Genomic DNA, 24,355 nt, shown 5'->3' with positions numbered 1-24,355 from the left:
AGACGCGGCTTCGCCAATCGACAACGAAAAAGCACCGGGCGCAGGAAACCGCCGGATAAGTATCGAAAATTCGGGTGATATACAGGATTCCCGGAAGTTTTCTGAAAGACTTACAAAGATTTAACCGACAATATATAAACCTTGAGTCGAACTCCGGTTGTTTTTGGATCGTCATGGGCCGTTTCATTCGTTTGTTTCTGTTTCTGAGTGCGCTGATCGTCAGCGTCACCAGTTCCGCTGCGGAAACACCAAACACTGTCGCGACAGGTATCAGAACCGGCCAAAGTGCTGATATGACACGACTTGTTATCGACATGACTGAAACCGTGTCCTATGAAATCTTCACTCTGAACAATCCCTATCGTATTGTTGTTGATCTGCAGAATGCAGAATGGCTGGAAGATGCGACTCGCCATACAAAACCTGCGGGCCTGATCGATTCCATAAGGTTTGGCGCCCGAAACGACGGCGGTGTCCGTCTTGTGGTTGATCTGGACAGACCTGCCGAAGTCAAAAAATCTTTTCTGCTGCCCCCAAGCGGCAACGCACAACATCGCCTGGTAATTGACCTGAAAGAAACCTCCCGCGAGGAGTTTGTTGCCTCCAATCGTCTTGATTATGCCGCGACCTCTCCCCGTCCTCGGGTAAAGCCAAAGCGCAAACGGATCGTCATTGACCCCGGCCATGGTGGCAAAGACCCCGGTGCGATAAGTGTCGGCAACCGGTATGAGAAAGATATTGTCCTGGCCTTTGGCCGGCGACTTCGCGATGCCCTCAAAAGAACCGGTCGTTATGAAGTTGTGCTGACACGTGACACCGATTCATTCATCCGGCTTCGCGAACGGGTGCAGATCGCACGCGACCATGACGCCGATCTGTTTCTGTCCATTCACGCAGATGCTTCAACCAATCGGTCTGCACGTGGTGCTTCCATCTACACGCTGTCAGAGAAGGCTTCAGATAAGGAAGCCGCCGCTCTCGCTGCCAAGGAGAACAAGGCCGACCTCATCGGGGGAATTGACCTGAACGAGGAAGATACCGAGGTCGCAAGCATTCTGATTGACCTGGCACGGCGTGAAACGATGGATTATTCAAAACGCTTTGCGAACCGCCTTGCAGACCGCATGTCTTCTGCCACTGCAATGGTCAACCGGTCTCACCGCTTCGCCGGATTTGCTGTTCTCACAGCCCCGGACATTCCCTCGGTCCTGATCGAACTCGGTCATTTATCGAACCGGACCGATGAAAAAAACCTGCTTTCGCCGAATCATCACCGCAAGGTCGCCGGTGCAATTGTCAGCGCAATTGACGAATGGTTCAGCCTTGATGCTCTGGCGCAGAGATAAATCACTCACTCTATCCCGGAAAATTCGATAAAATCTGGCGATATACCAAGCCAGCCGGGAACTATTCTGTGCCTCTGCGCGTTCAGGATGGTAATAAGTGCAATCGCCATCAGCTTGCCATTTTCGGCAGGCTGACTGATGTCATCAAACTGGTTGCTGCGCATATATGAAACGTTTCTTTCTCTACTCGCTCGGACTTTGCTGCCTGTTCGGCATCATCGGTATTGGTGCCGCTTTTGCCGTTTTCATGCATTACGGCAAGGGGCTGCCGGATTATCGTCAGCTCGCAGACTATCAGCCGCCAATCATGACCCGCGTTCATGCTGGCGACGGTCGCCTGATTGCAGAGTTTGCCAAGCAGCATCGCTCCTTCGTTCCGATTGAAACAATTCCGGATGTGGTAAAGCAGGCCTTCATCTCTGCAGAAGACCAGCATTACTATGAGCATTTTGGTGTCGACGTTATCGGCATTGCCCGCGCTGTCGTGACCAATCTCAAGAATCTTGGCAGCGGACGCCGTCCCGTCGGGGCATCGACCATCACGCAACAGGTCGCAAAGAATTTCCTGCTGACCAACGAAACTTCTCTGGAGCGCAAGATCAAGGAAGCCATTCTGGCTATCCGGATAGAGAAAGCCTTCTCCAAAACGCATATTCTGGAACTCTATCTGAACGAAATCTATCTCGGCTACGGGGCCTACGGGGTTGCCGCCGCAGCCCTGAATTATTTTAACAAGTCACTGGATGAACTGACCGTATCCGATGCCGCCTTTCTGGCCGGATTGCCGAAAGCCCCGAACAATTATCATCCGATCCGGAAACCGGAAGCCGCCCTTATCCGCCGTAATTATGTGATCGGACGGATGCAGGAAGATGGCTATCTTGATGCACGCACCGCTGAACGGGCCAGACTTCAGCCGATTGATGTCGTCGACCGGGAAGCAAACCAGGTCTTTGACGCTGCCTTCTTTGCCGAGGAAGTCCGTCGCGAACTGCTCGGCAGGTACGGCGAGGCCGGATTATACGAGGGGGGGCTTGCCGTCCATACGACACTCGATCCGGAAATGCAGTTGCAGGCACAGCAGGCACTGCGTGAGGGCCTTGTCGAGTATGATCGACGTCATGGCTGGCGGGGTGCTGCAGCCCGTCTCGACTCTGTTGCCGGTGACTGGGCAAAACGCCTCGCCGAACTGGACCCTGAGCCATGGCTCGCGCCATGGGTACGTGCTGTGGTTCTGGAGGCAGATGAGAAATCCGCGCGTCTCGGGTTTGCCGACGGCAGCGATGGCACCCTGCCCCTGCAGGAGGTCACCTGGGCCCGCGCCTATGTCAGCGAGAACGAACGTGGCCCGCGTATCAGCGCAGTCACAGATGTTGTCAGCATTGGCGATATCATCATTGTTGAGACGGTGACCAAAGACGACGAAGGCAAGGACTACCCCGCCTCGACCTACGCCCTGCGTCAGCCGCCAAAAGTTGATGGTGGTCTTGTTGCAATGGATCCGCATACCGGACGGGTACTGGCTATGGCCGGGGGCTTCTCCTTTGCCAGAAGCCAGTTCAACCGGGTGACACAGGCATTGCGACAGCCGGGATCCTCGTTCAAGCCATTTGTCTACCTCGCTGCACTGGAACGTGGCTTTACGCCGGCCACCCGTATCCTTGACGCTCCCTTTGTCATCGACCAGGGCGCTGGCCTCGGAAAATGGAAACCGGCGAACTATTCAAACCGGTTTTACGGTCCTTCCACCATGCGCCTGGGCATTGAAAAATCCCGAAACCTGATGACCGTGCGCTTGGCTCAAACCATCGGTATGGATGTGGTCGCCGAAACGGCCATACGCTTTGGTATTGTGCGCGACATGCAGCGCACACTTGCCGCTTCACTCGGCTCTGTCGAAACCACGCTGATGCGCATGACCACGGGCTATGCGATGCTCGTCAACGGCGGCAAGCGGATCACCCCGACCCTGATTGATCGCATTCAGGACCGCACCGGAAAAGTCGTCTTTCGCCATGATGAACGTTCCTGCGCCACCTGTACGGCAAGTGAATGGCATGATGGCATGGCAGTGCCGTTGTTACCGGATACACGGGAAACTGTTACCTCGCCGGAAAGCGCCTATCAGATCGTCTCCATGCTTCAGGGTGTGGTGGAACGCGGAACCGGGGCCAAGCTGCGTGCCGTGGGCAAACCGCTTGCTGGCAAAACCGGGACAACCAACGACTATGTAGATGCCTGGTTCGTCGGCTTTGCACCCGATCTTGCCGTCGGCGTCTATACCGGGTTTGACGAACCGTCATCACTGGGCCGCGGAGAAGCCGGGTCAGCTGTTGCTGTTCCGATCTTCCGTGATTTCATGAAACAGGCACTGGCCAACAAGCCCGCAATCCCGTTCCGGGTACCAAGCGGTATCCGGCTGGTTCGTATCGATGGCAAGACCGGTCGTGTCGCCCGGATTGGTGACGACAATGTCATCCTTGAGGCCTTCAAACCCGACACCTCCCCTTCCGATACGGACAGCGTCCTGATCAGTGGCGGCGAAACCGAGATTTCAGGCACCGGCGCACCGGGAAGCTCTTCTCAGCCCATGCTGAACATGCCGAAGCCTTCGACAGGCGGCCTGTACTGACCCGGAAAAGGACCGACATCAGACTTTGATTATGAATACGGGTTAATCTGTCGACAGCGCGCTTGAAACGATTAGGGTAATGTCTTGTGAAAAGCTGACATACATCAGATTTTCAAATGGAACATGGCGATGCAGACGACACCCCAGACCTCTGTTGACCAGATACTCGCATTTCTGGCGCGACATCACAGCAATGATGTCGACAATTTTTTTGGCGCGTTGCTGGCGGAAATTCATGGCATCTTCAATGTGGACTTTGCCTTTGTCGGAAAACTTGATTCCCGTACGACAACCTACGTCGATACGCTGGCATTCATCGCCGATGGCCAGCCACTGGATAATTTCCGCTATTCCCTGAAGGGGACACCCTGCGAGAATGTCCTGAATGAAACGACCTGCTGTTTCTCTCAGGGCGTTGCCGCATTATTTCCCGAAGATGACCAGCTGGCCGACATGAATATAGATTCATATGTCGGCACAATACTACGCTCATCATCACATCTTCCCCTCGGTGTCCTGTCGGTGATGAGCAAAAAACCGATGAGCAACACCGATGAATTGAGGCGGGTTCTTGAGATCGCCAGCATGCGGGCCGCCAGTACGCTTGAGCTGCTTCTTGCTGATGATGAAATCCGCAAAACCAATGCACGTTATCACGCGGTGGTCGAAGACCAGATGGAACTGGTCAGCCGGTATGACAGCAAGGGTGTCCGGACCTTCGTAAATGACGCCTATTGCAGCTTCAACAATGTGCGCCGGGAAGACCTGATCGGCACATCCGCCTATGCAGGAATGTCACCTGAAGCTCTGCAAACGCTCATGGAATTGCATGATAAACTGACACCACAATCCCCTCTTGCCCATTTCGAAACCTGTACGGAGAATGCTCAGGGAAATACGGTCTGGGTACAATGGTCAAAACGCGGACTGTTCGATACAAATGGACATCTTCTGGAAATTCAGGCTGTCGGCCGGGATATCACAGAACAGAAGCTGGCAGAGCAGCAGCGCAAGGTCGCCCTGATTCAGGCAGAACGTGCAAACAAGGTGAAGTCAGAATTTCTGGCCAATATGAGTCATGAACTGAGAACGCCGCTCAATTCGATCATCGGCTTTGCTGAAATTATCAAAACAGAAGTTTTTGGTGCCCATAAGACGTCAAAATACACCGAATATGCAGGCGATATTCTCCATTCTGCACGACATCTTCTGAGTGTTATCAATGACATTCTCGATATCTCCCGGGTGGAATCGGGCGAGATCGACCTGCATCTCGAAGTTGTAGATGTTGCGTCTGTCTGTACCGGCTGCATCAGCATGATGCGCACACAGGCCGATGACAAAAAACTGAGCCTGGAGCTGGTAACACAACCCGGCCTTCCCGATCTCAGGGCTGACAAGCGACATTTGCGACAGATCGTCCTCAACGCACTGTCGAATGCCATCCGCTTTACCCCGGCCGGTGGCTCGGTAACGATAACACTGGGCTGCGACGATACCGCATTCACGCTTGCCGTTGCCGACACCGGTATCGGGATCGCAGAGGAAGATTTTGATCTCGTTCTCGAACCCTTTGGTCAGGTACGTCATGATTCGACGGTAACCCATGCAGGCACCGGCCTCGGCCTCGCCATATGCAAACGCCTCGTCGAGCAGCATGGCGGCTCTGTGTCGCTACGGAGCAAGCTGAACAAGGGCACTACCATCACCTTCAGCTTTCCTCTGGAGCCCGGCACGGGATAATCCCCTGATTTGGCGGTCTGCGGTTGACATGCGCCGCTACACGCAGACAATCCCGCGCAATCATACAGGGAGCATATCATGCGTGCAGAGTTGCAGTCCGTTGTTAACGCCATTGAGCAGTCGCTGGAACTGCTAAGGGGGCGTCTTTGACAAGGATGACGCACGTACAAAACTCGACGAACTGAACGCACTTGCTGAAGATCCGGACCTCTGGAATGACCCGGAAAAGGCACAGGCGATCATGCGGGATCGCAACCGTCTGGATGCCCTTGTGGGGTCCGTTGACGATGTGTCGAATGAGCTTTCCGAGATCAGTGAACTGATCGAGATGGCTGAGGCCGAAGGTGATGAAGAGATGATCACCGAAGCGGCAGCTTCACTGAACACGCTCGCCGAAACCGCTGAGATGAAACGCCTGGAGACCCTGTTATCCGGGGAAGCCGACGGTAATCACTGCTACGTCGAAGTTCATGCCGGTGCCGGGGGTACAGAGGCGCAGGACTGGGCAGAAATGCTGTTACGCATGTATCTCCGCTGGGGTGAAAAACATGGCTGCAAAACCGAGTATCTCGAAGAAAGCCCCGGTGAAGAAGCTGGTATCAAGTCAGCCACAGTCGTCCTGAAGGGTGATAATGCCTATGGCTGGATGAAAACCGAAAGTGGTGTTCATCGTCTGGTACGGATCAGCCCTTATGATTCATCCGCACGCCGCCATACCAGTTTTGCCAGTGTCTGGGTTTATCCGGTCATTGATGATCGAATCGATATTGTCGTTGAGGACAAAGACCTGCGGATTGATACCTACCGTGCATCCGGTGCCGGTGGTCAGCACGTCAACCGAACTGACTCTGCTGTTCGTATCACCCATCTGCCAACCGGTATTGTCGTGCAATGTCAGAACGATCGCTCCCAGCACAAGAACAAGGCTGCGGCGATGGAGATGCTGCGTGCCCGTCTTTATGAACGGGAATTGCAGATTCGGGAAGCCGCAGCACAGGCTGTCGAGGATACAAAATCGGATATCGGCTGGGGGCATCAGATTCGTTCCTACGTCTTGCAGCCCTATCAGATGGTAAAAGACCTGCGGACAAATGTTGAAACATCGAATACCCAGGCCGTTCTGGACGGGGATATCGATGCCTTCATGGCGGCAGCTCTTGCACAGCGTGTTCAGGGCGATCAGGAAGATCAGAACTGATCCCCTCACCGGGCGCTGACATGCCGCGCGATGACCGTTAGACTTCACGAATGTCACAGTTAACGGCAGAGATACTTTTACGCGCCTACGCTGCGGGAATTTTCCCGATGGCGGAAACCAGTGACGACCCGACACTTTACTGGGTCGATCCTGATATGCGTGGAATATTACCGCTCGACAGCTTTCACCTGCCAAAGAAACTGCGCCGGGTCATTCGGCGCGGAGACTTCCGTGTGACCTGCGATCAGGCCTTCGAGGATGTGATGCGACTATGCGCAGAACCGACCGAAGACCGTCCGGACACATGGATCAATGAGGAGATCGTCCGGCTCTATTCCGATCTGTTTGCCATCAATTGCGCCCATTCAATTGAATGCTGGAACGGAACAGACCTGGTCGGCGGGCTATATGGTGTTTCACTCGGTTCCGCATTTTTTGGCGAAAGCATGTTTTCCCGCCAGACCAATGCCAGCAAGGTCGCTCTGGCCCATCTGGTCGCCCGCCTCCGCGCCGGCGGCTACAGCCTTCTGGACACCCAGTTTGTCACCAACCATCTCGCACGATTTGGTGTAATCGAGATCCCCCGCAGAAATTATCTGAAAATGCTTGGCGATGCGATGGAACGACGCGCTTCGTTCCCCCGTGAACTGACAAATCCGCTCGATTATTTACGTCAGTTGGAACCGGATGCCCCTTCGGCGGGCTGATCCTGTTTTGCCGGGTCTTCGGCAATACAGTCTCTTACCCAGACATCAAAAACCGGGTGCTCCATGGCAGAAATCGCCGGAGAGGATGCAAACATCCACCCGGTGAAGACCCGACGCGGCTGACCGGCAGGCGGCGCATCATCGATCTCCAGAAAGCCGGCGCTTTCAGGGAATTCTTCTGGCGGTCGTTTGCGACAGGCTCTCGGCACAATTGTTAATGTACCGAAGCGCGCAGAGTCACCAACCGGCACGCGCAGGGTTGAAATTCTGCCCGTCACTTTATCAAGCGTCTGTAAGACCGCGATGGGGTAATCAACCATTGTCTCGTCATTACCGACCATCGGCCGTTCTGACTGCACTGGCGGAGTCTGCGCCGGAACCGGCTGAACAGCACCAGTCATCAGCGCTGCCACAGCAACCATCAGCGCGGTAATCCGTCGTGCACCTGAACGTGACATCATCTCAGGCATTTCTGCGATCAGTTTCCGGCACCGGTCGCAAGAAAGATCACCTCGCCGACCTGTTCTTCAAAGGCTTTGAAGTCCTTGGTTTGTTCAATCATGCCACCGGCCGCCAGCATCTCTGTCGCAGAGCCGGGCTTCAGTTGCAGATAAGCACCGCCCAGCAACCCTTCGCTGGCAATCGATGCGACGGTATCAACTGGCAGCCTGACTTCCTCATTCACATTGATGCGAATAATCGCATCATAGGTAACCGGGTCCAGCGACTGATCGACAACCGTACCGATCTTGATTCCGGCAATCCGGACATCATTTCCACGCTGCAGGCCGCCTACCTTCAGAAAGTTTGCTGTAAGCTCGTATCCACGATCCGGCGCAAACGAGACTGTATTATAGGCCACCAGCATGAACAGTCCGGCAATAACCAGAACCACTGCCCCCATAATGCTTTCGATAAGATTGCGGCCCATTAATTTCCCTCGCCTTGCTTTTCCGTTGCCGCCAGACTGGCCTGCCGGGATTTGATCTGCCCGATGATGAGTTCCATCAATTCCTCGATAATGATCGAACCCTGTGTGTGCCGCAGGTGATCTCCTGCTGTCAGCATCTTTTCGGCTCCGCCCGGGTCCAGTTCGATGAATTTCGCACCCACCAGACCGTCAGACAGAATAACGGCAGACGAATCTGACGGAATTTCGACCGAATTCTGAATTCTCATGGTCACTTCAGCGCGTTTCAGCTCCGTCAGACGCATCGATTCAACGCCGCCGATCCGGATACCACCGAGCCGGACTTCCGCCCCCTTCGACAGGCCATCGACGCGTGAAAAAGTTGCCGTAACATCATATCCGGCGCCACCGCTGCGAAGTGATCTCTGTCCTGAATAGGCGTAAACAAAAAACAGCCCTGCAAGGAGGACAACCAGTCCCCCGATCAATGCCTGCTGGAGTTCACCGCGTTTCACCGGTCAGCCCGCAGCTTCAGTTCGGGGTCCAGGCTTCATAATCGCCTGTCGCGTGATCCCGCTTGCCACCCCGGTAATCAGAGCCGGACGGCCGATAGGCCAGGGAGGTGCCCGTCAGATTCGGCAGGTGCGGTTGCTGCCAGTCACGACGGACCGCCTCAATTGGCTCATCCACCGTGTAATGCAGCCAGGCATGCCATTCAGCCGGCACCTTGGAGGCTTCGACCTCTCCCTTGAACAACACCCAGCGCTTGGCGCGCCGGCTCTCAGGCGGTGACTTCTCGAAATAATATTTGTTGCCGAAGGAGTCCTCGCCTTTCAGCGAGCCCTTGAACTTCGTGTAAAGCAATGTACCGATGCCTGCCATGCTGATCCCGTTGAGGTAGATAATTTGGAGGCGTGAATATCGCATTCCCTCACCATTGGTGTCCAGCCGTGATCAGTCGCTGGACATTGGTGCAGCTTCTCGCGATAAGACTCACATGCCTGATTTCTGGAAGGATAGCGGATTCGCCCTTACCGGACGGACAGCCGACAACCGGCTGACCGCAACAGATGACCTGTGGCGCGCCTATCTGATGCGCCCGGAACTGGCACCGATACCCGAATCCTGTGACGCAGAACGCAACCTGCATGCTGCATTGATGGAAAATCCGCTGCGTGCGGTCAGCGAAGCCGAATATTCCGCCCTGGCAGATGCGGATGCTGCCGACAACTTCCGAATCATGTTTGGTTTTCGGGATCATGTGATTGCAGCCGGGTCACTGGAAGCTGCTTATGCCGGACTCTTTGACGGTCGCCCGATCAGGGTGCCGCCCGTCTTTATCGACCAGATGGCCGCCCTGATAACCCGCCATATTCTTGGGGAGTCTCCCCCTGCCCTCGAAGCCCGGGCCGCCGAACTGCTGTTCCGGTCACAGAACGTCACCCTTTCGGAAGGCCAGGTCATGGTCGCCGATGAGGAAACCGTGCAGATGTTCGCCAGGACCGGGGGGTTTGGAAATCTCGGGCGCCTGATCGCCGAGGCACAGACAGATATGCGATCGGTTTCACTGGATGTTCTGGATGAGGACAATGCCGACCTTTATTGGGGCCGGTCGGAGCAACATGATACCGTCCTCAGCCTCACTTTCGCCTCTGCCGGGCTGGATGCCCTCTGCCGGGTTCTGGAAAAATGGGTGCGCCATTTTCTCGATATCGACATCTCCATTCAGCCGGTACGCCGAATCAGTGATCAGTCCTGGGTCTGGTATGTCGGTTTTGACGCTGAAGCGAATCAGCTGCTGACGACTCTTTATAACGGTCGAGAGGTCGGTGAAGCAGAAATGGAACGTCTGTTGTCACTATTCAGACTGGAATTCCGGGACAGCAGAAACATGCGTCCGGACATCGCCGGAAAGCCTGTCTATTGCGCGATAGCAATGACTTCGGGAAAAGTTCTCAAGCTGAAACCTCAGAACCTTCTGACCAACCTGCCTTTGGCCGAAATCAGCTGATTACTTTCCTAGTCTTGGAAGCTCTACTTTCCAAGCTTTTGATTTTCGATAAAATTTTAGGGAATTATTAACCGCGTCTTTGGTGCGGGCTTTTCTTTATTTAATTTTAACCTTGCGCCGATTAGCTGTTTTTCATAATGTTGTGGCTGACCCCGCCGACGCGCACAAAATATAGTTGCCGCACCGGTTCGGGGTCAAGCGCCGCCTTGGCGCAGACTGGGGAAAACTCAAGCATCCGGAGTCGGGGAAAGCATGCGAATCGAACGTTGTTTCACGAAATCAGAGACCTCACCTTACGACCTCATTGATTTCACCTTCACCACCAGCGAAATCCGCAACCCTGATGGCTCGGTCGTTTTCAAGGCGGACGATGTCGAAGTTCCGGCAAGCTGGTCACAGGTTGCAAGCGACGTTCTCGCGCAGAAATATTTCCGCAAGGCAGGCATCCCCGCTCACCTGAAAAAAGTCCCAGAAGAAGACGTTCCTGAATTCCTCTGGCGCTCCGAACCCGACAAGCCGGCCATGAAAGGCATGGCGAAAGAAGATCAGTTCGGTGGAGAAACCTCATCAAAGCAGGTTTTTGACCGTCTTGCCGGTACCTGGACCTACTGGGGCTGGAAAGGCGGATATTTCGATTCGGAAGATGATGCCCGCGCCTATTACGATGAAATGCGCTTCATGCTGGCCCGTCAGATGGGTGCCCCGAACTCACCGCAATGGTTCAATACCGGCCTGCACTGGGCCTATGGCATTGATGGGCCGAGTCAGGGACATCACTATGTTGATTTCCGCACCGGCAAGCTGACGAAATCAAACTCGGCTTATGAACATCCGCAGCCACATGCCTGCTTCATCCAGTCGGTCAGCGATGATCTGGTAAATGATGGCGGCATCATGGATCTGTGGACCCGTGAAGCGCGCCTGTTCAAATATGGTTCGGGAACGGGATCGAACTTCTCGAAAATTCGCGGTGCCAGCGAACCCCTTTCAGGTGGCGGACGGTCTTCCGGGCTGATGAGCTTCCTGAAAATCGGTGATCGCGCTGCCGGTGCCATCAAGTCCGGCGGCACGACACGCCGGGCGGCCAAAATGGTCACGGTCGACATCGACCACCCGGACATCGAGGAATATATCAACTGGAAGGTTGTCGAAGAGCGCAAGGTTGCTGCTCTGGTGACCGGCTCGAAGATTTCACGCCAGCATCTCACGGATATCATGGCGGCCTGCAATACCGACGAGATGGCAGGCAAGGACCGGCTTGATCCGAAGAAGAATTCCGTCCTCAAGAAATCAATCATTTCTGCGCGCAAATCCATGCTGCCGGAAAATTATATCCAGCGCGTCATCGAATTCGCCCGTCAGGGCTATACGGCCATTGATTTCGAAGTCTATGACACAGACTGGGATTCAGACGCCTATCTGACGGTGTCGGGTCAGAATTCAAACAATTCGGTCCGGATCACGAATGATTTCTTCAAGGCTGTCGAAAATGACAGTGACTGGAATCTGATCCGCCGCACCGACGGCAAGACCGCCAAGACCCTGCCCGCTGCGCAGCTCTGGGAATCCATTGCAGAAGCCGCCTGGCAGTGTGCAGATCCGGGTCTGCAATATGATACGACAATCAACGAGTGGCATACCTGTGCCAATTCCGGCCGGATCAATGCGTCTAATCCCTGCTCGGAATACATGTTCCTTGACGATACGGCCTGTAACCTTGCCTCGCTGAACCTGCTGGCTTTCCGTTCCAAGGACGGCACCTTCAGACTTGATGAATACCGTCACGCCATTCGTCTCTGGACGGTGACGCTGGAAATCGCCGTACTGATGGCGCAGTTCCCGTCAAAAGAGATCGCAGAGCTTTCCTATCGCTACCGGACGCTGGGCCTTGGTTACGCCAATATCGGCGGCCTGCTGATGGCCGGTGGCCTTGGCTATGACAGCCCGGAAGGCCGGGCGCTCTGTGGTGCCCTGACAGCCGTTCTTACCGGTGACTCCTACGCGACCTCGGCCGAAATGGCACAGGAACTGGGGGCCTTCCCCGGTTATGCGGAGAATGCCGATGTCATGCTGCGTGTCATGCGCAATCACCGCGCCGCCGCGCACGGTTTGAGCGATGACTATGAAGGTCTCGAAATCACTCCGGTGCCGCTGGATATCGAAAACTGCCCGGACCAGAACATTGCCGCCGCGGCCGCCGACTCCTGGGACCGCGCTGTCGAACTTGGTGAGATGCACGGCTATCGCAATGCACAGGCCAGCGTCATTGCCCCGACCGGCACGATCGGTCTGGTGATGGATTGCGACACCACCGGTATTGAGCCTGATTTTGCCCTGGTGAAATTCAAGAAGCTGGCCGGTGGCGGTTACTTCAAGATCATCAACCGGACAGTTCCCGCCGCACTGGCCACCCTCGGCTATACCGATGAACAGACAAACGACATTGTCGATTATGCCGTTGGCCACGGTACGCTGAAGGATGCACCGGGCATCAATCATGAAGCCCTGAAGAAGGAAGGCTTTGACGATGCTGCGCTGGCACGGGTTGAAGCATCACTGGCCAGTGCCTTCGATGTCCGGTTTGTTTTCAACAAATACGGTCTCGGCATGGAGTTCTGTCGCGACAATCTCGGTATTGACGAAGCCGAACTGGAAGATCCCGCTTTTGACATGATGGAAGCCCTCGGCTTCTCCCGGGAAGAAGTCGATGCCGCCAATATCTATTGCTGTGGCGCCATGACACTGGAAGGCGCGCCGCATATCAGAGACGAGCATCTGCATGTCTTTGATTGCGCCAATCCCTGTGGCCGTCTTGGCAAACGGGCGTTGTCTGTCGACAGCCACATCCTGATGATGGCGGCAGCACAGCCGTTTATCTCAGGTGCGATCTCGAAGACCATCAACATGCCGAATTCAGCGACGGTTGAAGACTGCAAGGACGCCTATCTGCTGTCCTGGCGTCTCGGCCTGAAAGCCAACGCGCTGTATCGCGACGGCTCGAAACTGTCACAGCCGCTGAATGCTCAGGTGCTGGAAGAAGACGACGATGTCGAAGACATCATGGAGCGCCCGCAGGTTGAGCGCGCGCCCCTGATCGCCGAACGCATTGTCGAGAAGTACATTACAGAGCGCCGCCGCCTCCCCCACCGCCGCAAGGGATATACCCAGAAAGCCATCGTTGGTGGTCACAAGGTCTATCTGCGCACCGGTGAATACGAAGACGGCGGGGTCGGTGAGATATTCATCGACATGCACAAGGAAGGCGCTGCCTTCCGGTCACTGATGAACAACTTTGCCATCGCTATCTCCATCGGCCTGCAATATGGCGTGCCGCTGGAAGAATTTGTCGAGGCTTACACCTTCACTCGGTTCGAGCCGAGCGGTATCGTCGAAGGCAATGACACGATCAAGATGTCGACATCGATCCTCGACTACATTTTCCGTGAGCTGGCGATTTCCTACCTCAACCGCAACGATCTGGCCCATGTAGAGCCGGAAGACCTGACACCCGATTCACTCGGACGTGGCGATGGACAGAGTGAACTTGATGTTCATACCGATGTCGTCGACCGGATCGCATCCCGTGGCTTTGTGCGCAACAATCTTGTTGTCCTGAAAAATGCCATGCGTCTGGCGATGGATGGCGACGGTGTCGAAGGGTCCGTCTCTCAGAGTGTCCATGCACAGGCTGTTGTTGCCATGGCACCCGAAGTCGAGACCGCCATGGATGAACGGCTGACGCGCATGCGTGAAGCCCGGATGAAGGGTTATGAAGGCGACAGCTGTGGCGAATGCGGCAACTTCACCCTGGTGCGCAACGGTACCTGCATGAAATGCGTGACCTGCGGGTCAACGTCCGGCTGTTCGTGACGAACGGCAGGGCGGGGTCGACAGGCGAGGTCTCGTGGCAAATGTCAGAATCGGCGTACCCGGAACAATTGGCGTCAGTGACTCACTGTTGCGCGACACCAATGTCCGCGTCGGCATTTCCGGCGTCAGCGTCGGGGAATACGAGGCAACCCGCCCGGAAACCCGTGTCTATGAAACACCGGGACGCCGCTCGCACAGTACCAGTTCCGAACGGGTTCATATCGAAAGCGGTATTCAGGTCAGCGACCGGGACTGGTAGAGCATGACCCTGTCTCCCGATCTTCCCGCACATGTGCAGTTCCAGAATTGCTTTGAAAGTTTCGCCAAGGCATTACGCCCCGAGCCGGACCGGTTTCATGAACTTCTGAAAACTGTTGATGAAGTGATACAGCCCCTGCGGCGCAGCTACTGGCCCGGATGTGCCCCGATTTTTCGCGGCGACCATCTGGTTGTCGGCGCTTTTGGCAAGGGAACTGCCCTTGCCTCGGATCTGGAAGTAGATCTGGTTTACCTGTTGCCAACAGCAGACAAATACCGGTTTCAGAATACGGGCAATCCGCAATCACGGCTGATCAGCGAGATGCGCGACCAGCTGGTACTCAATCTGTCCTCCGGCTATGTCCGGTCCGGACTTGACCGGATTACGGTGGTCTGCGGTGATGCAGATATTGTTATTCGGCCGGGGTTCGAACATGCGGATGGCGGATATGAACTGGCGGATTCGTCGAATGGCGGAAACTGGGTGTTCACCAATCCGCTGGCCGAACAGGCATCGATCCGGGTACTCGACCGGCTGAGCCACGGTAAATTATCGGAGATCATCCTGCTGCTGAAAAGCTGGCGAAATGTATCTGATGCCCCTATCGCCGGATTTGCCATCGAGCTTCTGGCCCGTGAGTTTATCTCTTCCTGGTCGGAAAGCTTCACACCGGCTCGCAAAACCGGCCGGATGCTGGCTGAGTTCTTTGCCTGGTCGCGCCACCAGACACCGGGGGATTTCCAGGCTCCCGGTAATGACAAACGCATTCATATCGGTGATGCCTGGCATGCCTGGGCAGAAGCGGCCTACTGGCGGGCCGTACTGGCTGAACGTCATATGGAGAATGCGGCCATTGATATGGCCTGTCTGGAATGGCGGGATGTACTTGGCCCCGCCTTCCCGACAATCGGCGCCGGTGATTTCAGCCTGAACGATATTTCACCGGCTGCTGTCGCGATCTGAGCCGCCTCTCCTGCCTTGCATCCTGAGCCTGCGTGCGCATGATCCCGGAAGTATTATCCATCAGGAGAGTGAACGATGTCTGGTTCCATTGATGCCCGTCTTGCCGAACTCGGTATTACCCTTCCCGCTGCGGCAGCGCCGGCAGCGAATTACGTACCTTACGTCGTAAGCGGCAATCTGATCTTTGTTTCCGGTCAGATTCCGGTTCTTGATGGCAAGATTCAATATACCGGCAAGGTCGGTGTGGACTGCGAGACCGATCAGGCCATTGCCTCTGCCCGTCTCTGCGGACTGAACCTGATTGCACAGGCACGGGCTGCCTGTGGCGGCGACCTCGACCGTATCAAACGGGTCGTCAAGCTTGGCGGCTTTGTTGCCTGCAGTGCCGACTTCTCAGATCATCCGAAAGTCATCAACGGTGCCTCCGACCTGATGGCCGAAGTGTTCGGCGACAAGGGCGCTCATTGCCGCTTTGCCGTCGGCGCACCCTGCCTGCCGCTCAACGTGACAACCGAAGTTGAAGGCATTTTTGAAATCGCCTGACAGATATCCACTTATCATGGGCGGGACAGACCCCATATCCCGTCCATGAGCAGTGAGATAACCTGAACGATGCCGGACTCCTCAGACGAAGCCCTTTCCGTTGAAATCATCAATGATCTCGACAGCATTGATGCGACTGAGTGGGATGCCTGTGCCGGTGCCGGAAATCCGTTCCTCAGCCATGCCTTCCTCTCCGCACTGGAAGACAGTGGATGTGCGACTGCCGAACAGGGCTGGATGCCCTACCATCTGGCTGTGCGCGGCACAGACGGAAAGCTTGATGCCTGCGCGCCACTCTATGTGAAAGGCCACAGTTACGGCGAATATATCTTCGACTGGGGCTGGGCTGACGCCGCCCGGCGCGCCGGGATCAATTACTATCCGAAACTGCAATGCGCCGTACCTTTCACACCGGCAACCGGTCCCCGTCTGCTGATCAGGGACGGTGCCGACCGTCCGCAAATGCAGCGCCTGCTGATTGCCGGCATGATACAGGTCGCACAGGAGCTTAAACTCTCCTCTCTGCACATCACTTTTCCGACGCACGACGAATGGGAACAGTTTGGAAAGTTCGGTCTGCTGCAACGGGTTGGTCAGCAGTTTCACTGGGAAAACCGGGGTTATCAGTGCTTTGACGATTTCCTTGCCGACCTGTCGTCACGCAAACGCAAATCCATCCGCCGGGAACGCCGGGATGCCGAGCGCCATGATCTCACAATACGGACACTGACCGGTGATGACCTGAAGCCGCATCACTGGGATGCTTTCTACAAATTCTATCTGGCGACCATCGACAAGAAATGGTCACAGGATTATCTGAACCGCGATTTTTTCCATATTCTGGGTGAACGCCTGCCGGATCGTGCAGCCCTGATTTATGCCGAAATGGATGGGACACCCGTTGCCGGTGCACTCAATCTCATCGGCTCAGACACGCTGTTCGGCCGCAACTGGGGCTGCCTCGGTGATTTCCGGTTCCTGCATTTCGAATGCTGCTATTACCGAGCCATCGACTTCGCCATTGAACATGGCCTGAAATGGGTCGAGGCCGGTGCGCAGGGACACCACAAAATTCAGCGTGGCTACCTGCCCCGGAAAACCTATTCCGCCCACTGGATTGCCGATCCCCGGCTGGAAAGCGCCATCGCTGATTTCGTTCAGCGAGAAGCCTATCAGGTTGAACATGAGATGACCCAGCTGGAAGCGGAATACTCACCCTTCCGGCAGGAGAACTGACGCAGAAACACAGCTGCGAGATACGCAGCCTGCTTCAGTCTTCATGTGTCATCCGGTCAACCTTGCGTAAGTCCGGGAACAGCCACCACCAGGCCGCCGTCACCCCCAGCGTAACAGCACCGCCGATGGCAATGGCCGGAACCACTCCGATGAAATAAGACATCCCCCCGGCCCGGAAATCACCAAGCTCGTTCGATGCATTGATGAAAACCGCATTCACTGCCCCGACACGACCACGCATCTCATCCGGTGTCGCAAGCTGCACCAGTGAGGAGCGGATATAGATGCTGACCATGTCCGCCGCGCCATAGACGGCAAGGGCGGCCAGCGATAGCCAGAATATCGTGGACAGGCTGAAAACCAGAATCGACAAACCGAAAATCCCCAGTGTGCCGAACAGCAGCGGCCCCATTCGGCCAGGTGCCGGTATTTGCGACAACAGAATTCCCATTGTCAGGGCACCGACGCCGGGCATTGCCCGCATCAGGCCAAGTCCGTCAGCACCAACATGCAGAATATCACTGGCAAAAACCGGCAGCATGCCCATGACGCCCCCGAACAGCACCGCGAACAGATCCATCGAAATCGCACCGAGGATCACCTTGTTCTGCCAGACATAGGCAAACCCGCCGAGGACCATTTCCAGATTGACCTTGCTGGCCCGCCGCGTTTCCCCGCGTCCCTCGACCCGGATAAAAGTTGCCGCGACCACCGATATCCCAAAGAAGATCACGACCACCAGGAAGACCCAGTAGCCGATTGATGCGATCAGAATGCCAGACAGAACAGGCCCGCCAATCTGGGACGCCTTGTTGAAGGAGCTGTTATAGCCGACGGCATTGGGAAACAGGCGTCGGGGCACGACATTCGTCAGCAGCGCCTGCGATGTCGGGAAATAAAAGGCACGGGCAGAGCCGATCAGAACCAGCAACAGGAAAATCGGCCAGACGACACCTTCACCGAACATCGCAAGGCAGAACATTGCGATGGAGGTCAGCATCTGCAAAACGCTGCACACGGCAATGATATTCCGGCGGTTATACCTGTCCGCAACGACACCTGTTGCCAGAAACAGGACAAAGGCCGGAGCAAACTGCGCCAGCCCAACCAGACCGAGATCAAACGGGTCACGGGTCAGGTCATAGACCATCCAGCCGACCGCAACGGTCTGCATATGGACAGCCATCGTGTTGGTGGCCCGCTGGGCAATAAAGGCGATGAAGTTGCGCTGCCAAAGCCGTTCCGGCGGCGCTATTTCAGATGATGAAGATATCAGTGGTCAGATTCCGGGGAAGAATATCCAGACCGGGACTCTAACCAGTCCCCCGCAGTTTCAACAGACTAATCTGATGATCACTGCCATGCGACAAACCGGGATATCTGATACCCCATATGAAGCACGGCGTCCCGCCAAGTCTCACCCTGTCACACCTGGCGGGACGCCATCTGTCACATGATTTCTACTTCACAGTTTCCAGTTCATCCTCAGCGCCCTTGCTGCCGCGCCGGCGCTTCGATTCTGGTTTTGTTTTTGCCCTACCAGCTTTCGGCTCAGGAAATTCGAAGACCAGTTTGTCTTCCTTCACCTTCACCCGGATGACACCGCCATCCGCCAGCTTGCCAAACAACAACTCTTCGGCCAGCGGGCGCTTGATATTTTCCTGAATAACCCGGCCAAGCGGACGGGCCCCGAAGCTCTTGTCATATCCGCGCTTCGCCAGCCAGTCGCGTGCTTTCGGTGTCAGTTCAATCATGACACCGCGTTCACCCAGCTGTGCTTCAAGTTGCATGACAAACTTGTCGACGACCTTGCGGACAACCTCGACCGGCAGGGCACCAAACGGAATAACCGCATCAAGACGGTTGCGGAATTCCGGGGTGAACATCCGGTTGATCGCATCATCATCTTCACCTGTCCGCTCCTCGCGGGCGAACCCGATAGCCGGCTTTGCCATCTCGGCGGCCCCGGCATTGGTGGTCATGATCAGGATGACATTCCGGAAGTCGACGGACTTGCCGTTATGATCGGTCAGCTTGCCATGATCCATAACCTGCAACAGGACATTGAACAGATCCGGATGAGCTTTCTCGATCTCATCAAGCAACAGCACACAATGCGGGTGCTGATCCACGGCATCGGTCAGCAGACCGCCCTGATCGAACCCGACATAGCCCGGCGGGGCACCGATCAGCCGTGAGACCGAATGGCGTTCCATATATTCGGACATGTCGAACCGTTTCAGTTCGACACCAAGCGTCAGGGCCAGCTGACGTGCAACCTCTGTCTTGCCGACACCGGTGGGGCCAGAGAACAGATAGCTGCCGATCGGCTTCTCCGGCTCCCGCAATCCGGCGCGGGCCAGCTTGATCGCGCTGGACAGGGACTCAATCGCCTTATCCTGGCCGAACACCACCAGTTTGAGATCACGCTCAAGATTAAGCAGCGATTCCCGGTCATTGGTCGAAACAGACTTCGGCGGGATGCGGGCGATCATCGAGATCACATCCTCAATATCCTTTACTGTCACCGTCTTGCGACGCTTTGATTCCGGCAACAGCATCCGGGCAGCCCCAACCTCGTCGATCACATCAATCGCCTTGTCCGGAAGCTTCCGGTCATTGATGTAACGGGCCGAGAGTTCCACCGCTGCCTTGATCGCCGGTGCCGTGTAGCGGACCTTGTGATATTCCTCGTAATAAGGTTTCAGCCCGGCAAGAATCTTGATTGCGTCATCCATTGAAGGTTCGACGACATCAATTTTCTGGAACCGGCGAACCAGCGCACGGTCCTTCTCAAAATGGTTGCGGTATTCTTTGTAAGTTGTTGACCCGATACAACGTATCGCACCACTGGCCAGAGCCGGCTTGAGCAGGTTGGACGCGTCCATCGATCCACCGGATGTCGCCCCTGCCCCGATCACCGTATGAATTTCATCGATGAACAGAACCGCATTCGGCATGTCTTCCAGTTCGCGCATGACAGCCTTCAGGCGCTCTTCAAAGTCCCCACGGTAGCGGGTGCCCGCAAGCAATGTGCCCATATCCAGCGAATAGATGACAGCTTCCTGAAGCACTTCCGGGACGTCACCATTCACGATACGACGTGCCAGCCCTTCGGCAATCGCCGTCTTGCCAACGCCGGGGTCACCGACATAAAGCGGGTTGTTCTTTGACCGGCGGCAGAGAATCTGGATTGTGCGGTCGACCTCGGTCTTGCGGCCGATCAGCGGGTCAATTTTCCCGTTCTTCGCTTTCTCGTTCAGATTGACGCAATATTCCGTCAGCGCCTCCTCACCCTTCCTCGCCTTGCCGTCATCAGGACCGGCTTCGTCCTCAGCGCCGTGCAACGGCCGCTCCTCAGACTGGCCCGGAACCTTGGCAATCCCGTGCGAGATGTAGTTGGTCGCATCGAGGCGGGTCATATCCTGGCATTGCAGGAAAAAGACCGCATGGCTCTCTCGCTCGGAAAACAGGGCAACCAGCACGTTCGCACCGGTCACTTCTTCCCGGCCGGAGGATTGCACATGTATGGCAGCCCGTTGCACGACGCGCTGAAAACTCGCTGTCGGTTTCGGATCTGCAAGACTGGGGGAAACCAGATCTCTCAGTTCCTCTTCGATAAAATGCTGAAGGTCACCACGCAGTTCCTCGACATCAACATCGCAGGCACGCAGGACCGACAGCGCGTCCTGATCTTCGGTCAGGGCCAGCAGAAGATGCTCAAGCGTCGCGTGCTCGTGATGTGCGTCAGTCGCAATGGAGAGCGCATTATGGAGGGATTTCTCAAGGTTCCGGGAAAGCATAGGATCATCCGTCCTTTTCGATTGTGCATTGCAGAGGGTGCTGATGCTGACGGGCAGCATCCATAACCTGAGCAACTTTTGTTTCGGCGATTTCGTAAGTGAACACACCGCATATGCCGACACCGCGCTGGTGAACATGCAGCATGATCCGGGTCGCTTCTTCCCTGGATTTTCCAAAGAACGTCTCGAGCACCATGACAACGAACTCCATGGGAGTGTAGTCGTCATTCAGCATAAGAACCTTGTACATCGACGGCTTCTTCGTTTTCGGCCGTGTTTTGACAACGATCCCGGTCTGCTGATCGTTGTCGTCGTCGGAAAGTCGTTCGCCGAGAAAATGTGGCGTCGTCATTCTGAATCCTGATTTAGTGTTACGGGATATCCCCGGGTATGTCTCATTATCCATATTGGTCGATTTGGCCTCAAGAAAAGGCCCTGATGCATAGCTTGCCAGAATGCAGGGCAGTGGCAAACGAAGAAGGCCGCAGAGTGATTTCTCTGCGGCCTTTCATATAGCACTATCCGGGAGGGTCAGGTCAGGCGGCGAAGCGGTCCTTTACCGTCCGGGCCACCGACATGACCTGTTCTTCCATCGGTGCGGACACCCGATCGACCAGATCACTTCCCGTCCCGAAAGCCTTGAGACTGGCTGTCATCCAGGACTCGAACTCCGCTTCAAAAAACTTCGTGTTCATTGAGCAAAGCTCATCCAGGCCTTTGACATTCCGGACCGCCTCAAGATGGCGAACACTGCGGTCTATGCCACCCGAGACAAAATCACTGATCGTCTCGTTAAGCTGAACTGTCGCATTCGTGACTTCAGCGCCAATCGCCTCTGCCGTACCGAACGGGGAGACCATTCCCCTCACCTGCTTTGCCTGAACGGACAGGCTGGCCGCTGGCTTGGCTGGCTTGGCCGGCTTAGCTTCAGCCGGTTTCACAGAACGCGGTGCCTTTGCCTTTTTAGCCACCTTTGGCTTTGCCGTGTTTGCGGGTTTCGACTTAGCGGTCGCCCGCGTCTTTGTTTTTGCCCTGGCTGGCTTCGCCGGCACTGACTTCACGGAAGCCGTTTTCTCTGATGCCGTCGTATCGACAGACTTCTGCTCAACCGGAGCTGCCTCGGCAGCCTTGGGAGCCTTGACATCAACGGACTCAGCCTTGGGCGCCTGTTCCTGAACGGGAGCCGTTTTGACGGGTGCTACCGACGGCTTTGCCGTTTCGGTCTTCACCACGGGTGCGGCGGATGTGACTGTTTTCTCAGTAGCCATTGTTTCACCTTCAGGGTCAAATGCATATTGCAATGCAACAAAAATACTGCATTGCACAATACGATGTCAAATGAATGACTAACCGCCCTGAAATTCATCATTTTTCCGCAAATTTTAATCCCACATTAAGGCCATCACGATAGACAGGTGACAGTCGGGGCCGTTAGACTTGGTCTACCGGGTGCGGCGACGGGTTCGAATCACGAGGGGTTGGACAAAGATGCGACTGGGACTATCGCGAACCGGCGGTCGGCTGTTGTGCTTGTGCCTGGCAGTCATTCTGGTATCCGCAGTTACCCTCGGACAGGCCGAAGCCCGCTATGCTTCGATTGTCGTCGATGCTGAAACCGGCAAAGTCCTTTATGCCCGCAATCCTGATACACGCCGCTATCCCGCCTCACTGACCAAGATCATGACCCTCTACATGGTGTTCTCTGCACTCGAAGAGAAACGAATCACCATGGATACAGAATTCAAGGTTTCGCACCGGGCTGCCGGACAGGCGCCGTCGAAACTCGGCCTGAAAGCCGGCTCCACCATCAAGGTTCGCGACGCTGTTCTGGCGCTGGTGACAAAATCGGCAAATGACGCTGCAACGGTGATTGCCGAGAACCTCAGTGGCACCGAAATCCGGTTTGCCCGGGATATGACAGAACGCGCCCGCGGTCTCGGGATGCGCAAGACGCAGTTCAGAAACGCCTCCGGACTGCCGAACCGCCGCCAGTTGAGCACCGCACGCGACATGGCCCTGCTGGGTCGCGCCATCATGCGGGACTTCCCGGAATATTATAAACTGTTCAACACCCGCTCTTTCACTTACGGCGGACGAACCTACGGCAATCACAACAACCTGCTGCACAGCTACAAGGGTACGGACGGTATCAAGACCGGCTATATCAACGCTTCCGGCTTTAATCTCGTCGCCTCGGTTGAGCGTAACGGGCGCCGGCTTGTTGGTGTCGTCTTCGGCGGCAAGTCTGCCCGCAGCCGCGACTCACATATGGCTGATCTGCTGGACCGGAGCTTTGGCGGGGCAACGGTTTATGCGAATCAGGGCGGTGTTACACCGGCTGACCGCACTCTCCGTGCGAAAATCGAGAAGCCGCTTCTCCCCCCTGCAACCGCTTCACAGGTTGCTGACACATGGGGAATTCAGGTCGGTGCCTTCCGCAACTATGGTCCGGCACGTATCGCCGCAGAAGATGCACATCTGAAACTTAAAAGCCGGATTGGCGATGCGCAGATCATGGTGCAGAACCATGTCGTGAATGGGGCTACCTATTTCCGCGCCCGCCTGGTTGGTTTGTCAGAAGCCGACGCCGAGACGGCCTGTATGAGCCTGAAACGCCGCAACAAATCCTGTCTGCTGATTGCCCCGGCAAAAGGCAAGGATCTCGCCGACATCTCCGGCTGAAGCCTACCCCTCCTGCCAATACAGCCTGACACTGTTCAGGGCCGTCCGAGAACAGCTATCCGTTTAAGGGTAAGCGCACGGCCCTGCTCTGCCCATATCTCGGGGCTCCATTCCTTCGCCGCCAGTGATGGTGAGCAGTGAGCGACGAAGGTTCGGGCCATCAGCCTTTTCCCGTCCTGCCGGCGAACCGCAACCAGACGGATTTGGTAATCAGACCCTTCATAGGCAACCAGCCTGCGAAGGACGGATGGTGGCAATCCCTGACAGATCAGCCCGCTGGTTTGTGCACCGGTTCGTCCGATCAGGGTTGGATAGCTTTGTCCGGGCAGAAAAACCCGTACAACAGACAAGGCCGTCGCTTGCCGGGGCCGGTAACAAGTCAGGTCCCGGCCTGTAACGGCTCTGAAGACCTGATCATCCAGCAATGTGCCGTAGAAAAACCAGACCTGCAT

The 24,355-nt window shown here is 55.8% G+C and carries 22 protein-coding genes; 12 read left to right on the top strand and 10 right to left on the bottom strand.

The features are described 5' to 3' along the window. Positions 1-173 precede the first annotated feature (173 nt). Positions 174-1,346 (top strand): AMIN domain-containing protein, encoded by a 1,173-nt coding sequence (locus tag GH722_14615; protein ID MRG72999.1) that lies wholly within the window; start codon positions 174-176, stop codon positions 1,344-1,346. Positions 1,347-1,351: 5 nt separating this feature from the next. Here the strand turns inward: GH722_14615 and GH722_14610 are convergent, their stop codons facing one another. Then, positions 1,352-1,510 (bottom strand): hypothetical protein, encoded by a 159-nt coding sequence (locus GH722_14610; GenBank protein ID MRG72998.1) that lies wholly within the window; start codon positions 1,508-1,510, stop codon positions 1,352-1,354. Between the two features lie 2 nt (positions 1,511-1,512). On the opposite strand from GH722_14610, the gene GH722_14605 reads away from it, so the two are divergent. The 4 genes from GH722_14605 to GH722_14590 all read left to right on the top strand — a co-directional run bounded on the left by GH722_14605 (position 1,513) and on the right by GH722_14590 (position 7,626). Then, positions 1,513-3,978 carry a PBP1A family penicillin-binding protein gene (locus GH722_14605; protein ID MRG72997.1) on the top strand — a complete coding sequence of 822 codons (2,466 nt, stop codon included), beginning with the start codon at positions 1,513-1,515 and terminating at the stop codon, positions 3,976-3,978. A 123-nt stretch (positions 3,979-4,101) separates the two neighbouring features. Beyond that, entirely contained in the window at positions 4,102-5,721 is a 1,620-nt protein-coding gene (locus GH722_14600) for a PAS domain S-box protein (protein ID MRG72996.1), read from the top strand. A gap of 78 nt (positions 5,722-5,799) precedes the next feature. Next, a protein-coding gene (prfB, locus tag GH722_14595; protein ID MRG72995.1) for a peptide chain release factor 2 occupies positions 5,800-6,919 on the top strand; the annotation gives its coding sequence in 2 pieces (ribosomal slippage) (positions 5,800-5,868 and positions 5,870-6,919; 1,119 coding nt in all). A 50-nt stretch (positions 6,920-6,969) separates the two neighbouring features. Further along, complete coding sequence (locus tag GH722_14590; GenBank protein MRG72994.1) at positions 6,970-7,626, top strand: leucyl/phenylalanyl-tRNA--protein transferase; 657 nt, start codon at positions 6,970-6,972, stop codon at positions 7,624-7,626. On the opposite strand, the gene GH722_14585 is transcribed toward GH722_14590, so the two are convergent. The 4 genes from GH722_14585 to GH722_14570 all read right to left on the bottom strand — a co-directional run bounded on the left by GH722_14585 (position 7,593) and on the right by GH722_14570 (position 9,418). Continuing rightward, on the bottom strand, positions 7,593-8,027 hold the full coding sequence (locus GH722_14585) for a DUF2155 domain-containing protein (protein MRG72993.1): 435 nt from the start codon (positions 8,025-8,027) through the stop codon (positions 7,593-7,595). The genes GH722_14590 and GH722_14585 overlap by 34 nt on opposite strands. 77 nt (positions 8,028-8,104) lie before the next feature. Continuing rightward, entirely contained in the window at positions 8,105-8,557 is a 453-nt protein-coding gene (locus GH722_14580; GenBank protein MRG72992.1) for an MCE family protein, read from the bottom strand. Further along, positions 8,557-9,051: an MCE family protein gene (locus tag GH722_14575; protein ID MRG72991.1), complete on the bottom strand. Its 495-nt coding sequence runs from the start codon at positions 9,049-9,051 to the stop codon at positions 8,557-8,559. Before GH722_14575 ends, GH722_14580 begins: the two co-directional genes overlap by 1 nt. Positions 9,052-9,067: 16 nt before the next feature. Next, positions 9,068-9,418 carry an NADH:ubiquinone oxidoreductase subunit NDUFA12 gene (locus tag GH722_14570; protein MRG72990.1) on the bottom strand — a complete coding sequence of 117 codons (351 nt, stop codon included), beginning with the start codon at positions 9,416-9,418 and terminating at the stop codon, positions 9,068-9,070. 115 nt (positions 9,419-9,533) lie between these two features. On the opposite strand from GH722_14570, the gene GH722_14565 reads away from it, so the two are divergent. From GH722_14565 to GH722_14540, 6 genes are all read left to right on the top strand, one after another. Continuing rightward, complete coding sequence (locus GH722_14565) at positions 9,534-10,547, top strand: hypothetical protein (protein MRG72989.1); 1,014 nt, start codon at positions 9,534-9,536, stop codon at positions 10,545-10,547. A gap of 252 nt (positions 10,548-10,799) precedes the next feature. Further along, on the top strand, positions 10,800-14,417 hold the full coding sequence (locus GH722_14560; protein ID MRG72988.1) for a vitamin B12-dependent ribonucleotide reductase: 3,618 nt from the start codon (positions 10,800-10,802) through the stop codon (positions 14,415-14,417). A 34-nt stretch (positions 14,418-14,451) separates the two neighbouring features. Continuing rightward, positions 14,452-14,676 (top strand): hypothetical protein, encoded by a 225-nt coding sequence (locus GH722_14555; protein MRG72987.1) that lies wholly within the window; start codon positions 14,452-14,454, stop codon positions 14,674-14,676. Between the two features lie 3 nt (positions 14,677-14,679). After that, positions 14,680-15,639 carry a hypothetical protein gene (locus tag GH722_14550; protein ID MRG72986.1) on the top strand — a complete coding sequence of 320 codons (960 nt, stop codon included), beginning with the start codon at positions 14,680-14,682 and terminating at the stop codon, positions 15,637-15,639. A gap of 75 nt (positions 15,640-15,714) precedes the next feature. After that, a complete protein-coding gene (locus GH722_14545; GenBank protein MRG72985.1) occupies positions 15,715-16,182 on the top strand; it encodes a RidA family protein in 468 nt (155 codons plus the stop codon). A 69-nt stretch (positions 16,183-16,251) separates the two neighbouring features. Then, on the top strand, positions 16,252-17,418 hold the full coding sequence (locus GH722_14540; GenBank protein MRG72984.1) for a GNAT family N-acetyltransferase: 1,167 nt from the start codon (positions 16,252-16,254) through the stop codon (positions 17,416-17,418). Positions 17,419-17,452: 34 nt separating this feature from the next. Here GH722_14540 and GH722_14535 read toward each other — a convergent pair whose 3' ends face one another. The 4 genes from GH722_14535 to GH722_14520 all read right to left on the bottom strand — a co-directional run bounded on the left by GH722_14535 (position 17,453) and on the right by GH722_14520 (position 22,489). Next, positions 17,453-18,604 carry an MFS transporter gene (locus GH722_14535; GenBank protein MRG72983.1) on the bottom strand — a complete coding sequence of 384 codons (1,152 nt, stop codon included), beginning with the start codon at positions 18,602-18,604 and terminating at the stop codon, positions 17,453-17,455. A gap of 274 nt (positions 18,605-18,878) precedes the next feature. After that, positions 18,879-21,221: an ATP-dependent Clp protease ATP-binding subunit ClpA gene (gene clpA, locus GH722_14530; GenBank protein MRG72982.1), complete on the bottom strand. Its 2,343-nt coding sequence runs from the start codon at positions 21,219-21,221 to the stop codon at positions 18,879-18,881. Between the two features lie 4 nt (positions 21,222-21,225). Further along, positions 21,226-21,627, bottom strand: coding sequence for an ATP-dependent Clp protease adapter ClpS (clpS, locus tag GH722_14525; GenBank protein MRG72981.1), 402 nt, complete (start codon positions 21,625-21,627; stop codon positions 21,226-21,228). Positions 21,628-21,757: 130 nt separating this feature from the next. Continuing rightward, the gene (locus GH722_14520; GenBank protein MRG72980.1) at positions 21,758-22,489 is read right to left on the bottom strand and encodes a hypothetical protein; all 732 of its coding nucleotides are present in this window, start codon (positions 22,487-22,489) and stop codon (positions 21,758-21,760) included. 220 nt (positions 22,490-22,709) lie between these two features. On the opposite strand from GH722_14520, the gene GH722_14515 reads away from it, so the two are divergent. Further along, positions 22,710-23,903 (top strand): D-alanyl-D-alanine carboxypeptidase, encoded by a 1,194-nt coding sequence (locus tag GH722_14515; GenBank protein ID MRG72979.1) that lies wholly within the window; start codon positions 22,710-22,712, stop codon positions 23,901-23,903. Positions 23,904-23,938: 35 nt separating this feature from the next. Here the strand turns inward: GH722_14515 and GH722_14510 are convergent, their stop codons facing one another. Beyond that, positions 23,939-24,355, bottom strand: coding sequence for a hypothetical protein (locus GH722_14510; protein MRG72978.1), 417 nt, complete (start codon positions 24,353-24,355; stop codon positions 23,939-23,941).

The organism is Alphaproteobacteria bacterium HT1-32 (genome assembly GCA_009649675.1).
GTDB lineage: Bacteria > Pseudomonadota > Alphaproteobacteria > Rhodospirillales > HT1-32 > HT1-32.
This window is presented reverse-complemented; position numbering and strand designations above follow the sequence as displayed.

What these genes read in the sequence shown, in the direction of transcription:
- GH722_14615 (MRG72999.1), top strand. Translation starts at nt 174, where the DNA reads ATGGGCCGTTTCATTCGTTTGTTTCTGTTTCTGAGTGCGCTGATCGTC.
- GH722_14610 (MRG72998.1), bottom strand. Translation starts at nt 1,510, where the DNA reads ATGCGCAGCAACCAGTTTGATGACATCAGTCAGCCTGCCGAAAATGGC.
- GH722_14605 (MRG72997.1), top strand. Translation starts at nt 1,513, where the DNA reads ATGAAACGTTTCTTTCTCTACTCGCTCGGACTTTGCTGCCTGTTCGGC.
- GH722_14600 (MRG72996.1), top strand. Translation starts at nt 4,102, where the DNA reads ATGGCGATGCAGACGACACCCCAGACCTCTGTTGACCAGATACTCGCA.
- GH722_14590 (MRG72994.1), top strand. Translation starts at nt 6,970, where the DNA reads ATGTCACAGTTAACGGCAGAGATACTTTTACGCGCCTACGCTGCGGGA.
- GH722_14585 (MRG72993.1), bottom strand. Translation starts at nt 8,027, where the DNA reads ATGACTGGTGCTGTTCAGCCGGTTCCGGCGCAGACTCCGCCAGTGCAG.
- GH722_14580 (MRG72992.1), bottom strand. Translation starts at nt 8,557, where the DNA reads ATGGGCCGCAATCTTATCGAAAGCATTATGGGGGCAGTGGTTCTGGTT.
- GH722_14570 (MRG72990.1), bottom strand. Translation starts at nt 9,418, where the DNA reads ATGGCAGGCATCGGTACATTGCTTTACACGAAGTTCAAGGGCTCGCTG.
- GH722_14565 (MRG72989.1), top strand. Translation starts at nt 9,534, where the DNA reads ATGCCTGATTTCTGGAAGGATAGCGGATTCGCCCTTACCGGACGGACA.
- GH722_14560 (MRG72988.1), top strand. Translation starts at nt 10,800, where the DNA reads ATGCGAATCGAACGTTGTTTCACGAAATCAGAGACCTCACCTTACGAC.
- GH722_14550 (MRG72986.1), top strand. Translation starts at nt 14,680, where the DNA reads ATGACCCTGTCTCCCGATCTTCCCGCACATGTGCAGTTCCAGAATTGC.
- GH722_14545 (MRG72985.1), top strand. Translation starts at nt 15,715, where the DNA reads ATGTCTGGTTCCATTGATGCCCGTCTTGCCGAACTCGGTATTACCCTT.
- GH722_14540 (MRG72984.1), top strand. Translation starts at nt 16,252, where the DNA reads ATGCCGGACTCCTCAGACGAAGCCCTTTCCGTTGAAATCATCAATGAT.
- GH722_14535 (MRG72983.1), bottom strand. Translation starts at nt 18,604, where the DNA reads ATGGCTGTCCATATGCAGACCGTTGCGGTCGGCTGGATGGTCTATGAC.
- clpA (MRG72982.1), bottom strand. Translation starts at nt 21,221, where the DNA reads ATGCTTTCCCGGAACCTTGAGAAATCCCTCCATAATGCGCTCTCCATT.
- clpS (MRG72981.1), bottom strand. Translation starts at nt 21,627, where the DNA reads ATGGATAATGAGACATACCCGGGGATATCCCGTAACACTAAATCAGGA.
- GH722_14520 (MRG72980.1), bottom strand. Translation starts at nt 22,489, where the DNA reads ATGGCTACTGAGAAAACAGTCACATCCGCCGCACCCGTGGTGAAGACC.
- GH722_14515 (MRG72979.1), top strand. Translation starts at nt 22,710, where the DNA reads ATGCGACTGGGACTATCGCGAACCGGCGGTCGGCTGTTGTGCTTGTGC.
- GH722_14510 (MRG72978.1), bottom strand. Translation starts at nt 24,355, where the DNA reads ATGCAGGTCTGGTTTTTCTACGGCACATTGCTGGATGATCAGGTCTTC.